A 14,101-nucleotide genomic window follows, 5' to 3' on the forward strand; every position below is an offset into this window, starting at 1 on the left:
CCCACATCGCGATGGACAAGGAGCGCTTGATGCCTGCACAAAAGAACAAGCACAAGCGCGCTCTGCTCCCTGTTGCGGCACTGCCGGCCACCGCGGTCCGCTACACCGAAGGCGCCGATCTGGCCGCACACCTCATGGATCCGCACCGCAGCCGAACCGTGGTGGTGGTCTCCCATGTGCCCGGTGTGCCGCTGCGCATCGATGCAGGCAAAGTGGCGGCCCTACTGGGCCCTGAAGTCCACGTTGTGGAAATAGCCAACGGCATCCACACCCGGCAGTTGCAGAACAGCTTGCCCGACGGCCTGCACGTTTTTGGCAACGGCGCACGCGTGTACCCCCACGGCCCGCGGTGGAGCACCAGCACGCCTCCGCCACTGGTGCTGCGCAGCGCCGGTTTCCTGCCGCACGTCTACAAGAACTTGGAACGGGACGTTCTTGCCGCCGAACATTTCAAGGCCGGCGAACACACTTCCACTGCCCCGCAACCGGTCCTTTGCGAAGCAGTCGTCTCGGGTTTTCCCTCTGCCGACCGGGCCATGCTGACATTGGCTGCCAATGGTGGCCGGGCGGTGATTCGAGGCGCGGACTTGCTGCCCAAGATTCCGTTGGACTGGCTGCTGGCGCAGGGCCAACACGTCACGGGCATCCTGGATCCCGACACAAACATCCTCAATATCAAGGCTCTTCTACTCCCCCGCCCCTCACCCGTGACCGTCTACCAGCACGGGGATGTGGCGTTGGCCCGGGTCAAGTCCGTGTGCCCCCGTGTCGCGATGGTGGAGCTCTGGCCCGGCAGTGATTTCCGCATCGACGTGGAACGCATTTCCTCCAACGACCTTGACTCCGCCGAGGACCTCCTGACCGAGGGCGAGGTGGTCCGGGTGCGGGTGGTCTACGAGAATGGTGCCGTGCTGCTGTCCATGCTGGACGTGGACGACGACGAAGCAGCCGTCCCTGCCCCACCTCTGGTCCGCGGCGGGCCGGCTTGGCTTGACAGCGCCCGGCCCTACGCCAGCTTGTTCACCACCCGCTCCGCCGGTATTGGTGCGGGCCCCACCGATGACGTGGCCCAGGAAACCTCCAGCGATTGCGGTGCAACCGACGTGTTCGGTACACCTGAAGTGGCTGCTGGCGACATGCCGGGAACTAAAGAGTCGCTGCTGACCCCTGCCGAGCGGCGCACGGCGTTGCAATCCACTCAGATGCAGCTGGAACAGGCCCGGCACACCATCACCGAGCTGGTTGAAGCACAAAAACGGCAGGGCGCCACGGACAAAGTAGCCAGGGCGCTGCAGGACCAACTCGAAGCCGAAAGGAACGGATCCAAGGAACTGGCGAAAGAGCTCAATGAGCTGGACCGCGAGAAAGAAGCGCTGCGGGACGAGTTGGTCCGAACGAAGTCGGCATTGGTGCAGCAAAAGCAGCAGCGCAGATCCTCCACGTCACGTAGCGAGGCCGCACCACAGCAGTTGTTCATGGTGGCCGAGGATCAGTTTCGATTCGAGCTCATGCTGGCTTGGGCACTGAACGTTCCTGCGCAGGACAAGGCCGGGAACCCGTTGGCAAACTTTGCTTGCTCTCAACATTTCCTGGATTCGTGGGCATGCCTGAACGAACAGCAGCGCCGAAAAACCCTGCGCGCCGTGGTCGATTTGGTGGCTGATCGAAAAGGGCCTCTGCGCAAGCGGGATCCCCACCCGTTGCGCCAGAACGAAGGTGCCCACGCCGGACCCACCATGCGAGGCGAGGATGTGTGCATGCGGCTGTACGTGGAACAAGGAACTGCCGGGGCACTGCGTCTCCACTACTGGAAACTTCCGTCCGGGAACGTGGAATTGCACGAGGTGGTCACCCATAGCGTGGTCAAGGCATGAGCCAAACAATGGGCTCTTTCGCATGTTTAGGTGTGCAGCAATGATGGTTCAGATACCGGCACAGTGGTGTCCATAACTGACGGGGACACTCTCGTGGCTTCCGTGCATGGCAAGAATGAAATCATCCGGCTGTTGAACATCGACACACCGGAAACAAAGGATCCCAACAAGCCGGTCGAATGTCTGGGTGCGCAGGCCACCAGCTTCCTGCGTGGCTTGCTCCCTGTGGGTTCCAAAATCAAGTTGCAGTACGACGTGGAACGCAAGGACAAGTACGATCGCACACTGGCTGCCGTCTTCACTCCTGGCAGCACTTTCGCCAGCGCTGACATTGCGCGTGCTGGCTTCGGCACCGCCGTGGCCATTGGGAAGAACACGAAGTTCCTACCTCCGGTCAAGGACGCTGAAAAAGAGGCCAAAGCCAGCGCACGAGGCCTGTACGACCCATCCATCAGCTGCACTTTGCCCGCTCAGGTCGCAGATGTCAGCGATTCCTTGGAAACTGCGACTGCAACCAGTGCCGGCTCCACTGCGGCCGCTACCAGCTCACTGATTTCAGTGGTGGCACCTGCCATCACCACGGCGAAGTCTTTGCGGACCCTGCTTCAGACAGGGAAGACGAGCACAAACATGGTTGTGTGGGCTGCTTTTGACGACCTTGAACTCGCAACGCACATCAAGTCCCTTTCTGCGCAGATCGAGACGGCTGAGTCCAACCTTGCGGCACTGAAGAAAACAGAAACATCCCTGGCAAAAGCCGAAGGCGAAGCTGCCGCAAAGAAGCTGGCCGCGGAAGCGGCTGCGAAAGTAGAGGCTGCACAAGCGAAGGCTGCCGCGGAAGAGCAGAAAAGAGTGGAAGCGGCTGCGAAAGCTCAGGCAGAAGCAGCCGCGGCAGAGGCCGAACGTATCCGGAATCTGCCACCCGTCTATGTACCTCCGGCACCGGCACCGTATGTACCCCCGGTGCAGGACACTGGTGGCGCCTACCCCGGATACAATGGTCCCCGCTGTTATGCACCGGGCGGAAAGACTTGGCGCCCTTGCTAATCACGCCTCGGCGGCCTTGGAACCATAGACTGGTGTGACACGTGCAAAAGGAGTAGGTCCCACCATGGGTCAAAACGTTGAACTGGTCAGATTGTTGGATGAGAACGGGAACGAGATCGGCACTGCCGACAAGGCGTTGGTGCATACCACTGACACACCCTTGCATCTGGCATTTTCATGCCACCTGATCGACACCCAGGGACGCACGCTGCTCACACGTCGTGCCCTCTCGAAGCTAACCTGGCCTGGGGTGTGGACCAATTCGTTCTGCGGACACCCGGCCCCGGGGGAAACTTTCGAGGAAGCCATTGTCCGCCGCGCCGCAGTGGAGCTGAACATAGTCGTCAGTGGCATCCAGCCAGCTCTTCCGGACTTCCGTTACCGGGCCATTGATGCCTCAGGCATTGTGGAGAACGAGATCTGCCCCGTGTTCACCGCCATCTATGAGGGCCCCGAAACCATCTCACCCAATCCCGCAGAGGTGTGCGACTGGGCATGGAGCGAACTGGTGGATGTGGAGGAAGCCGTGACGGCCACACCTTTTGCCTTCAGCCCTTGGCTGATCCGGCAACTTGCCGAAGGTGTCTACACCGGCGGACGTTTCACTTACTGAGCCCCACCATCACTGCGCTGCGCTCCCACAACTGCCGCGCCAGTGCCGCATCGTTTGCCAGCGAGCTTGTCTTCGCAATCTTGCGCTTTGCGTAGTACTCCCCCGGCGTCCAATCCTCGCCCGGCAGTGTCGTGGCAAGCCAAAGCAGCGTGTCGGCACCCTGTTCCGGGGAGAGCAGGAGCCTGCGCATGACACCGGCGTATCCGAGGCGCATGAGCCATGTTGATTCCGCGGCGAAGTGCGTGGCCACCACCCCGGGGTGAAAGGTGACGGCGTTGACACCGTGGTCCCCATACCGCCTGTTCAGTTCCTTCGTGAAGAGAATGTTCGCCAGCTTGGCATTGCCATATGCAGCATTGGGGCTGTAGCGCTGCTGGGCGTCGAGATCGTCAATATTGAACTTGGCCATGACCCTGTGGGCGTTGCTGGAAGTATTGATGACGGTGGCTCTGGCTTCCACCAGCTGGTCAATCAACAGCGAGGTGAGCAGGAACGGGGCCAGGTGGTTCACCTGCAACGTCTTCTCGTGCCCGTCCACCGTGACTTCCCGGCTGCCCATGATGCCGCCGGCATTGTTGGCCAGCACGTCAATGCGCGGATATTTCTGCGCCAGGGCTGCAGCCAACTTGCGCACTTGATCCAGCTCGGCGAAATCGGCGACAAAATAGTCTGACTCCAGCTCCTGTGCAATCGCCTTGGTTTTCTCGGGCGAGCGCCCCACCACCACCAGGGTGTCTCCGGGGTAGGCGAGCATTTTTGCCGCAGCGGCCCCAATTCCGTCACTGGCCCCGGTAATGACAACTGTGCGCGACATGACTGCTCCTTGCATTCGGACGGTATTCGTTCCCAGTCATTCCAACGTGTGAGGTGGTGCACACATTCCCAGGCACCACCTCACGGCAGCCGGAGCCAATCACTCCTAGCCCAGCACCACCGTGGAACTCAGTGGCCCCGGGGCCAGCTGGTACGCAGGTAGCACACCCGGCCCGCACGACGCCGTGCCAATCCCCTGCACGGCCGCATCCAGTGTCAGGTGGCTGATCCCGTCTGCCACCAGGTCAGGGGTGTGGTTGGCATTCGTCAGAACCTGCCGTGAGTAGGGCTGGAGCGTGAACGCAAAGTCCTCGCTCTGGAACGTCACGGACTGCCCACCCGCCGGCTTTGTGGACAGGACAAGTTTGGACACCCCTGCGCGGGCACCATTTTCCTGCGGCCTGACGTATGGCACCTGCAGTTCTTCCATGGAGGCGCTGAACCACCCGCGCTGCGCTGCCATGCCCGTATCCGGATACTTTTGACCCGGCCCATGCCCGGTCCACGCGGCCTGGGAGAACTCTCCCGGGAGCTCGAAGTCGAAACCCAACCGCGGCCAGGTCTGCCCCCAGCCCTCGCTCGGCGTGAGGTGCGCGCTCAGTTCCAACAGTGTCCCGTCGGTGCGCCATGCATACTCGACATCCACATGCTGGCGGGCCACCGGCACACCGTAGCGCACGCGCACCGCCAGCTCGCCGCCGTCGTACGTCATGGACTGCAGCCGCCCCTGCAGAAGGGGCAGGCCGGCAGCTACCCAGGTGTCGGCGGTGCGCGGGGATCCGGGCAGGGCGTGGTCCTTGCCGTTGTCGTTGTCGGTGGGTGCACGCCACAGCGTCAGCCGCGGCCCATTGACGGGCACGGACTTGAAGGTGCTCAGTTCACCGGTGGACAGGCTGAACGTGGCCGGGCCAAAGTGCAGCTCCCCGTCCTCCACCACGGCCCCGGCCGCGCCGGAGGTGGTGTGCACCTGCGGCTGCGGGGCAGCAGGGATCCCTTGCTGGGTCCAGGCAATCTCGTGGCCAGCCGGCGCCCACGGCGATTCGTGCGCCAGTACTGCGCTGATGGTCAAGACCCGCTCCGGTGCCAGTTCCCGGGTAATCTCCGCAGAAAGCTCGACGACGGCCCTGGCCCCTGCCGCTGTCACAGGTACCTCCAGCGTGCCGCCTGCCATCTTGCCTTCAGGCCCGGCAACCGTCCACGTCCAGGCCAGGTGCGCGGTGTCCAAAAAGTCGTACTTGTTGTGCACGGCAAGTTCGCGCCAGTCGGCGGAGACCGCCAGTCCCAGCGGCTCCACCACCTTCTTGTAGTCCAGCAGGCCCGGACGCGGTTCCAAGTCGGCCGAGACCATGCCGTCTATGACGAAGTTGCCGTCGTGGACCTGCTCGCCGAAGTCACCGCCATAGGCAAAGAACGCCTCTCCATCCGGGGTGTGTTGGCGAATGCCGTGCTCAATCCATTCCCACACGAACCCGCCTTGCAAACGGGGGTGTGCATCGAAGAGATCCTGATATTCCTGCAGACCGCCGGGGCCGTTGCCCATGGCGTGGACGTACTCGCACAGGATGAACGGCAGGTTGCGCCGGTGCTCGTCCTGCGCCGGGTCCGGCAGCGGCACCTCTTCCTGGCGGCCAATCAACTCGACTTCCGCCGGGGTGGCGTACATGCGTGAATACACATCGACGTACGGGCAGGCCCAGTCCCCTTCGTAGTGGACCAGACGCTCAGGGTCCCGTTCCTTGGTCCACTGCGCCATGGCCCGCAGGTTCTCGCCCTTGCCAGCCTCGTTGCCCAGCGACCACATGATGACGGACGGGTGGTTCTTGTCCCGTTCAACGGTTCTTGCCATCCGATCCAGCAACGCTTCCCTGTACTGGGGTTCCTGGCTGGGGTTCCCAGCCCAATCGCCGTCCTCAAAGCCATGGGTTTCGTAGTCGCATTCGTCAATGACGTAGAAGCCCAGCTCGTCTGCCAAGTCCAGCAGCACCGGATGCGGCGGGTAGTGGGAGGTGCGGATCGCATTGATATTGTGTGCCTTCATCAGGCGCAGCTCCCGGCGCATTTGTTCGCGCGGCACCGCCCGGCCCAAATCCGGGTTGTGTTCGTGCCTGTTCACCCCTCGGAACAACAGTGGCGTCCCGTTGAGCTTGATCTGTGCGTCCTCGACCGTGATGGTGCGGAAGCCCACCAACAGCCGCACAGTCTGCAGGGGCGTGGAAAGTGTCAGCTCATAAAGGATGGGCGATTCCGCGCTCCACGGCTCCACCTGGCCCACGTCAAAAGTGGCGGAAACTCCCGTTTCACCGCCTTGTTCATCATGATCCGTTCCAGCAAATTCCAGTACCCCGCTGAAGCCGAGCCCCACAATGGTGGCCACCACGTCCGGCAGCGGCGGATCGATCTCCACCCGGAGCGTCCCGCTGCCCCCAGCGGTGTAGCCGGCATGCACAAACACGTCCCGGAACGACGCCTGTGGCTGGGCCAGCAGGCTCACATCACGGAAAATGCCCGGCAGCCACCAAGCGTCCTGGTCCTCCAAAAAGCTTGATGCGGAGAATTGGGCCACCCGCACCACCAACACGTTGGCCACGGCCCGGACAATGCCGGTCACCTCAAACTCGTGCGACAGCTTGGAGCCACGCGTGGTGCCCAACAACTGGCCGTTGAGCCAGACGGTTCCAGCGTTGTCCAGCCCGTCGAAACGCAACACCGCGCCCTGCAGGAACTCTTGGCCAGCGTCAAAGAGGCACCTGTGGTCCCCCACCGGATTGGCATCCGGCACGTGGGGCGGGTCCAGTGGGAAAGGAAACTGCACATTCGTGTAGGCCGGGGCGCCGTGTCCATGGAAGTTCCAACTGGAGGGTACCGGCAGCGTGTCCCAGGCGCCGTCGTCGAACGTTTCCGCCTCAATGCCGACAGGTGCCGCAGCCAGCGACTGCGAATAGTTGAAGCGCCAGTTGCCGTTGAGCGAAAGCACCGGCAAGCCGTGGTCCATGTGTGCTCGCGGACGCAATCCCCCCGTTCCCGGTCCGGGGTTGGTGAGCTCCATGATCGAGTCGTAGGGGCTGGCGGCAAGGTTGGTGTTTGAGGGCAGCAGGTTCACAGTGTGGATCCTTAACATCTCAGGGATGGGTGGGTTGTGGCGGTATTCTTGTGACGCTAGCTGCCGGGTTCAAGCATTTTTGCCAATTTTTGCTCAAGGGAGGCAATGGTGACGTCGGGGAGGACAATCAACCCGTCCAACTCCTTACGGGCCCGTGTGTAAGCGGTGCGACGCTCGGACGCGGTGCCGGCCTCATCTTCGGCAATGTTCACCAGCTTCCGTGCAGTCTTCAGACGCAGGCGTTCCGGCTCGCTAAATGCGGAGTCCTTGACCCTGTGGGCTTCCTTTTCCGCGACTTCAAACGCCACCGCATAGGCGTTGACGGCGTTGCGATAGTCGTCCCAGCGGCCCTTGTCCACCACATCTGCCGCGGCCACCGGGCGGAGTGCGTCGGCGTCGCGCTTGGAACGTAGAAACGCGACTGTGAGTGGCTGCCGGACGTCACTCATCATGGGGAAGTCGATCATTTTGGCTACATCCAGTTCGTAGCTCAGCCATTGTCGGTTGACGGCGTCATGCTCATCCATCACCTTGGCCACATCGGCTTCCGTGTAGCCCGGTGTCTTTCCCGGCTCACCATTGCCCGGCACCTTGACCTGGGCGGAATCCCATGCAGGTGATGAGACGTCAAGCCCGGCGACTTCCGGGTGCTGCAGCTTGTACAGCTCGATATTGCGCTGGTGACGGCGTTCGCTGGATCTGTTCACAGCCTTTCCCCAGCCCCCGAGAATGCCGGCCAGAGGGAACGCCAGCCACCAGTAACTACCCACGAACTGCCAGAAGTCTTGCATGCCTCCATCGTGTCACCTCCGTGGATGCTCACCAAGAGTTGTGGCTGGCGCGTGTCTTGAGTGGCTCAGTGCACCGCGATGGCGGGGTGCGGGCACTGCTTTTCTGCGAGCGCGCGGATGCCCAGGGAGGCGTTGCTGATGAGTTGGCAGGAGACGTCGATGATTCTTTGGCTTTTGTGCAGGGTCCCGCCTTGCAGGGCGTCAAGGAGCATGTTGTTGACCCCTCCAACGATGGACACTGCCGTGAGCCGGGCAAAGTCCAAAATGTCGGCCATCGCCTGGTCCTCAGGATGCGCGGCCAGCCATTCGCGGGCTTCCTTGGGGTCCGTTCCACAGAGCAGCAGCAGCTGGTTCATGGTCTCGTCGGCAAAGTCGTTCAGTGAGCGGTGGCGCATGGCCTCCAGCTGGTCCGAAACCCCAACCATTTCCACCAGAAGGATCCTGACGTGGCGGGGGTCGTCCAGCATGAAGTGCACCACCTCGCCGGTTCCGGCCTTGACCGCCGCCAAAAGGCCCCTGGCCTTGTCACTGAACGCCGCCTTGAGAGCCTTCAGCAGGACGGCGGCCAGATGGTCGTAGATGGTAGCGAGGAGATCCTCACGGGATTCGAAGGACTCGTAGAAGTAGCGTTCGCTCAAACCGGCGCTTTTGCACAGGGTCTTGATCTTTGTGCCCCCGTACCCCTGCGTGCCAAAGACGTCGATCCCCGCAGCCACCAGGCGGCCGTGGCGTTCCAATACGCGGTCAGCGGAGCACATCCCCGAGTAACGGCGCCCCGCCCCGGCCACCGAGGGAAGGATTTCCCCTTGGGTTGGCTTTGCCGGTTCCGGCACGGCGTCTTTGGCGCCCTGGGTGTTCATCCACCGAGTCTAGACGACAGCACTTTACGCTCTGACGCATCCCCCCAAATTGCTGCGTCTTCATGCTCCGGTACGCGGCAATGCATGCCGCGTACCATCCGGTAACTTTTGCCGGGCACAGGCCATTCACGAGCTTGAAAGCGTGCAAGAATATGAGTGATCCCTCATGACAACCAGCACAGCCGATGACAGCAAGCTGCAACAGGACGACGGCTCGGAACAGCCTTCCCCTCCTGCGAAACCACCGCGCCAGATTCCCGACATGCCGCGCAGACTGTTCTTCCTGACCATGGGCGCGGCCGCCATCACCACCGCGTTCAAGGCCAACATTGCCGCAGATGCGATCCTGACCGAGCGCAGTCAATATCGGATCAACACTCCAGACAATGAGGAAAACCGAACGGCTGCGCTGCGCTTCCCCGGCAAGACCTGGTACCTGCTCGGCGGCTTCCGGGTCAGCTACCGCGACGCCGGCCGGAAACTCTCCGCGCTGCAGCCCGCCATGAACGAGCGCGCACCGGCGTCGTTCATCGGCTACTCCAATGAAGGCATTGACATTGCCCAGCTGTTCATTGCGATCCAGCGGGACGTCTATGAGCGCAAGATCGACACCGTCTACTTTTATGGCGACAGTTTCGGCGGCATGGCCGCCACGGTGCTCGCTTCCCTGCTTGCGCAAACGGGGACCGCCGTGACCCTGATTGTGATGGGGTCCAGCCCCAGCAATGTGGCAGACGTGGAAGACCCAGGCAAACAGTACATATCCCTCGCCGGAAGAGTGGTTCCCTATTTGGGCCTGCTGGGCCGGATCGGTGCCGGATTGTGGGGCGGGCTGGCCAACCCCAACGGGCAGGGCATGTACCAAGCGGCCCGCAGCGGCATTTCCAGCTCACTTGACCCGGACAACAACTCATTGATGCTCAGCACCACCCAAGCCACCTTCCTGCTGGCCTTCCCGGAACAATATGACGGCAAGGTGCCAGCCAGCACGGGGATCGGAATGATCTACGACCCCGACGACTTCATTGTCGACGCTTCCTCAGCCATCCGCGGCTGGGAGGCGCTTATGCCCGGCAACCGTCACTTCGTTTACGAGGTTCCCGATACCGGCCATGCCAGCCCGGAAATCCATCCCGAGATTTACCGCACGGCGCTGACAGTGGTGCTTGAGAATCTTGACCCACCGCCGCTGACGTCCAAGCCGGTGCAGCCCATCTTCTAGCGACGGCGGGCTTAGCGGCGGCGGGTTTGCGCCAGCAATTCCTCGAACGGCAGCGAAGTCATCATTTCTGCCTCGTGCCGGGCCCGCTTGTCCCGGTGCCCGGGTACTCCGCCTCCCAGCCCCAGCCCAGCGGCACCGTCCGACGTCGCGGTGCCGGGTTCCGACGTCGTACTTCGCAGTGGGCGTGCACTCAGGACAGCTGCTAATTCAGCAGCTCCCTGCCCAATGCGCGCCTCTAGCGGCTTGCTGCCGGAACCTCCCCAGTCCTCGGGTGAGGCGTACACGGCGGTGGGCATGGTGTTCGCGCGCAGATAGCTGAACAGCGGGCGGATGGCCATCTCCAGCACCAGCGAATGGCGCGCAGACCCGCCTGTAGCGCCAAAAAGGACGGGCATGCCGTCAAGGAATTTCGGGTCGAGGATGTCGAAAAATGATTTGAAGAGCCCCGAATAGGAGGCGCTGAAAGTGGGGGTCACGGCGATCATGGCGTCGGCCGCGGCCACCCGTTCGATGGCCTGGGCCAAGGCGGGGCCCGCGTAGCCGGTCACCATGTTATTGGCGATGTCGGTGGCGTACTCTCGCAGTTCAATCACATCAAGCACGGCCGTGATCCCCTGCTGGGTCAGCCGTGCAAGGACACCCGCAGCCAGCTGGTCGGCGAGCATGCGCGTGGTGGAGGGAACGCCAAGTCCGGCGGAAATTACGACAATGGTGCGCTGCATGAAGACTCCTTGAAAAGCTAACGCAGTATTCATGCGTTTGCATCTAATGGTGTCAACAGAGTCAGCACTGACGTTATTCCCGCCGGGCACGTGGCGTTTGGTGGCGGGGCTTAGCCGGCGTCGGGCCTTTTTCTTGGGGTGACCCACCTTGGGAGTGCCCGACGCCGGCGCTCGCCTTAGCCTTGCGGCTCGCCGTCGAATCCTTCCTTGGCTGCCATGACGGAGCTGTGGTGGGCGGTGACCGGGTGGGCGCCGGTGCTGCCGTCGCGGCTGGCGGCAATCTCATTGATCCGTCCGCGGCTGGCGTACCAGCCAATGATGAGTGCCGGAACAATGACCACGATGGAGGCGATGGTCCAGGTACCCACCGGGCTGTCGAAGCCCATCAGCACCAGCACTGCTAGAAGGAACGCCAGCGTCAAGTAGCCGGTGTAGGGGGCACCGATCATGCGGAAGGACGGCCGGACAGCCAAGCCCTTTTTCACCAGCCGGAACAAGGCCAGCTGGCACAGCACGATCATGCCCCAGGAGGCAATGATGCCCAGCGCCGCCACGTTCAGCACAATCTCAAATGCCGCGGCGGGAACAACCGCATTCAGGATGACGCCAAGGAACGCAACGGCCGCAGTGAGCAGAATGCCACCATATGGGACACCGCGGGCGTTCAACTTCGCGGTGAACTTCGGCGCTGAGCCGGACAAGGCCATGGAGCGCAGGATTCGCCCGGTGGAGTAGAGTCCGGCGTTGAGCGAGGACAAGGCCGCCGTCAGCACCACCAGGTTCATGATCGAGTCCACCCCTTCGACCCCGATGGAACCAAAGAACGTGACAAACGGGCTCTCCCCCGCCTTGTATGCCGAGTACGGCAGCAGCAGCGACAGCAGCACCAGCGAGCCGACATAGAACACGGCAATCCTGACAATGACGGTGTTGATGGCCTTGGGCATGATCTTTTCAGGGTTCTGGGTTTCCCCCGCGGCCGTGCCAATCAGTTCGATGGAGGCATAGGCGAACACCACGCCCTGCATGACCACCACCACTGGCAGCAGCCCGTTCGGGAACAGCCCGCCGTGGTCGGCAATCAGCGTGAAGCCGACTTCCTGCCCAGCCACAGGGGTTCCAAAGATGACAAAGTAGGTGCCGATGAGCAGGAATGACACCAGTGCCACGACCTTGATCAGGGCAAACCAGAACTCCAGTTCGCCAAAGACCTTCACGGAGACCAGGTTCAGCCCCAGCACCGTCAGAAGCGCGGCCAGCGCCCACACCCACTGTGGCACGGTCCCCACCCACGGCACATACTTGGCGAAGAAATGCATGTAGAGTGCGACGGCGGTGATGTCGACAATGGCCGTCATCGCCCAGTTCAGCCAGTACAGCCAGCCCGAGACGAACGCCGCCTTTTCCCCGAAGAACTCCCTGGCGTAGGACACGAAGGAGCCCGAGGATGGGCGGTGGATGACCAGTTCGCCCAGGGCCCGCAGGATCAGGAAGGCAAAGAAGCCGCACACTGCATAACTGATGACCAGGCCCGGACCAGCTCCGGCCAGCCGTCCACCGGCGCCCATGAAAAGACCTGTGCCGATGGCCCCGCCAATGGCGATCATTTGGATTTGGCGGGACTTCAAGCCCTTGTGCAGCCCAGCGTCCTCCGCCGTCAGGGAGGCGCTGGGCGAATCTTGAACTAAATCGGATGTTTCAATGACTTCCAGTTGCTTCATGTTATGAATCCTTTAATTGACGGTGCCGGTGGCGTCGTTGCCATCGGCAGATTAATCACCCATGTTGGCCAGGTGCTCCGGGCGGAGCAGTTCGTTGAGCTGTTCGGCGGTGAGAAGTTTGTGTTCCAGGACCAGGTCCGCTACACCCCGGCCGCTGGCCAGCGCCTCCAGTGCAATGGCCGTGGAGGTGGCGTAGCCCAGGCGCGGGCTTAGCGCAGTGACCAGGCCGATGGAATGCTCCACCTGTGCACGCAACTTGTCCTCGTGGGCCGTAATGCCGCGGATGCACTTGTCTGCAAGTGTGTAGCAGGCAGCCTCAAGATGGCGCATGCTCTTGGTCAAGCTGTGCACGATGATGGGTTCGAAGGCGTTGAGCTGCAGCTGCCCACCCTCTGCAGCCAAGGTGATGGTGACGTCGTTGCCGATGACTTCATATGCCACCTGGTTCACCACCTCCGGGATCACCGGGTTAACCTTGCCCGGCATGATGGAGGACCCTGCTTGGACGGCCGGCAGCGTGATCTCGCCAAATCCGGCACGGGGGCCGGAGGAGAGCAGGCGCAGGTCGTTGCAGATTTTGGACAGTTTCACGGCCACGCGCTTGAGCACACCGGACAGGTGGACGAAAGCGCCGACGTCGCTCGTTGCCTCGATCAGGTCCACGGATGTGGTCAGTGGCAGTCCGGAAATTTCCACCAGGTGCCGGCAGGCCAGTTCGGAATAGCCGAGCGGCGCGTTGAGCCCGGTACCGATGGCAGTGGCGCCAAGGTTGATCTCGTGGACCAGTAGGCTGGATTCGGCCACGCGCGCCCGATCCTCGCCCATCGTCACGGCATAGGTGTTGAATTCCTGGCCGAGCGTCATGGGCACGGCGTCCTGCAACTGCGTGCGGCCCATCTTCACCACGGTGCGGAATTCCACGGCCTTGGCGGCAAAGGCGTCACACAGGTACTCCATGGCAACCACGAGCGACTTCGTCCCGAAAATGGTGGCCACGTTGACCGCCGTCGGGTACACGTCGTTCGTGGATTGGCTGAGGTTGACGTGGTCGTTGGGGTGCAGGTACTGGTACTCACCTTTCTGATGGCCGAGAATTTCCAGCGCACGGTTGGCGATGACCTCATTGGCATTCATGTTCGACGACGTCCCGGCACCACCCTGGATGACGTCCACCACGAACTGCTCATGCAACTGCCCCGCAATGATTTCCTGGCAGGCCCGGATGATGGCCCCGGCGCGGACATCGTCAAGGAGTCCCAGTTCATGGTTGGCCTGGGCTGCAGCCTGCTTCACCATGGCAAGGCCGTTGACCAGGTGCGTGTTGCTGCTCAGCGGGGT

Annotated in this window: 11 protein-coding genes; 4 read left to right on the top strand and 7 right to left on the bottom strand. The window is 62.3% G+C overall.

The annotated features are described in order from the left end of the window. The first annotated feature begins 29 nt into the window (after positions 1-29). From Q4P21_RS02840 to idi, 3 genes are all read left to right on the top strand, one after another. Positions 30-1,874 carry a hypothetical protein gene (locus Q4P21_RS02840; protein ID WP_303387347.1) on the top strand — a complete coding sequence of 615 codons (1,845 nt, stop codon included), beginning with the start codon at positions 30-32 and terminating at the stop codon, positions 1,872-1,874. A 30-nt stretch (positions 1,875-1,904) separates the two neighbouring features. Continuing rightward, positions 1,905-2,921 (top strand): thermonuclease family protein, encoded by a 1,017-nt coding sequence (locus Q4P21_RS02845; RefSeq protein WP_303387348.1) that lies wholly within the window; start codon positions 1,905-1,907, stop codon positions 2,919-2,921. 64 nt (positions 2,922-2,985) lie between these two features. Beyond that, positions 2,986-3,534, top strand: coding sequence for an isopentenyl-diphosphate Delta-isomerase (gene idi, locus Q4P21_RS02850; RefSeq protein WP_303387349.1), 549 nt, complete (start codon positions 2,986-2,988; stop codon positions 3,532-3,534). On the opposite strand, the gene Q4P21_RS02855 is transcribed toward idi, so the two are convergent. The 4 genes from Q4P21_RS02855 to Q4P21_RS02870 all read right to left on the bottom strand — a co-directional run bounded on the left by Q4P21_RS02855 (position 3,524) and on the right by Q4P21_RS02870 (position 9,098). Then, positions 3,524-4,348 (bottom strand): SDR family NAD(P)-dependent oxidoreductase, encoded by an 825-nt coding sequence (locus tag Q4P21_RS02855; RefSeq protein ID WP_303387350.1) that lies wholly within the window; start codon positions 4,346-4,348, stop codon positions 3,524-3,526. The two genes, idi and Q4P21_RS02855, sit on opposite strands and share 11 nt — an antisense overlap. A gap of 105 nt (positions 4,349-4,453) precedes the next feature. Beyond that, on the bottom strand, positions 4,454-7,447 hold the full coding sequence (locus Q4P21_RS02860; protein WP_303387351.1) for a glycoside hydrolase family 2 TIM barrel-domain containing protein: 2,994 nt from the start codon (positions 7,445-7,447) through the stop codon (positions 4,454-4,456). 56 nt (positions 7,448-7,503) lie between these two features. Beyond that, positions 7,504-8,238 (bottom strand): hypothetical protein, encoded by a 735-nt coding sequence (locus Q4P21_RS02865; RefSeq protein ID WP_303387352.1) that lies wholly within the window; start codon positions 8,236-8,238, stop codon positions 7,504-7,506. A 65-nt stretch (positions 8,239-8,303) separates the two neighbouring features. Continuing rightward, positions 8,304-9,098: a TetR/AcrR family transcriptional regulator gene (locus tag Q4P21_RS02870; protein ID WP_303387353.1), complete on the bottom strand. Its 795-nt coding sequence runs from the start codon at positions 9,096-9,098 to the stop codon at positions 8,304-8,306. Positions 9,099-9,264: 166 nt separating this feature from the next. Here Q4P21_RS02870 and Q4P21_RS02875 point away from each other — a divergent pair, with 166 nt between their 5' ends. Beyond that, positions 9,265-10,320, top strand: a complete 1,056-nt coding sequence (locus Q4P21_RS02875) for an alpha/beta hydrolase (protein ID WP_303387354.1) — start codon at positions 9,265-9,267, stop codon at positions 10,318-10,320. Between the two features lie 11 nt (positions 10,321-10,331). On the opposite strand, the gene Q4P21_RS02880 is transcribed toward Q4P21_RS02875, so the two are convergent. From Q4P21_RS02880 to Q4P21_RS02890, 3 genes are all read right to left on the bottom strand, one after another. Continuing rightward, positions 10,332-11,042 (bottom strand): FMN reductase, encoded by a 711-nt coding sequence (locus Q4P21_RS02880; protein WP_303387355.1) that lies wholly within the window; start codon positions 11,040-11,042, stop codon positions 10,332-10,334. Between the two features lie 176 nt (positions 11,043-11,218). Beyond that, positions 11,219-12,763, bottom strand: a complete 1,545-nt coding sequence (locus Q4P21_RS02885) for an amino acid permease (protein ID WP_303387356.1) — start codon at positions 12,761-12,763, stop codon at positions 11,219-11,221. Between the two features lie 51 nt (positions 12,764-12,814). Continuing rightward, positions 12,815-14,101: aspartate ammonia-lyase (locus Q4P21_RS02890; protein ID WP_303387357.1), on the bottom strand; the 1,287-nt coding region annotated here is incomplete at its 5' end.

This window comes from Arthrobacter sp. (genome assembly GCF_030540645.1).
GTDB lineage: Bacteria > Actinomycetota > Actinomycetes > Actinomycetales > Micrococcaceae > Specibacter.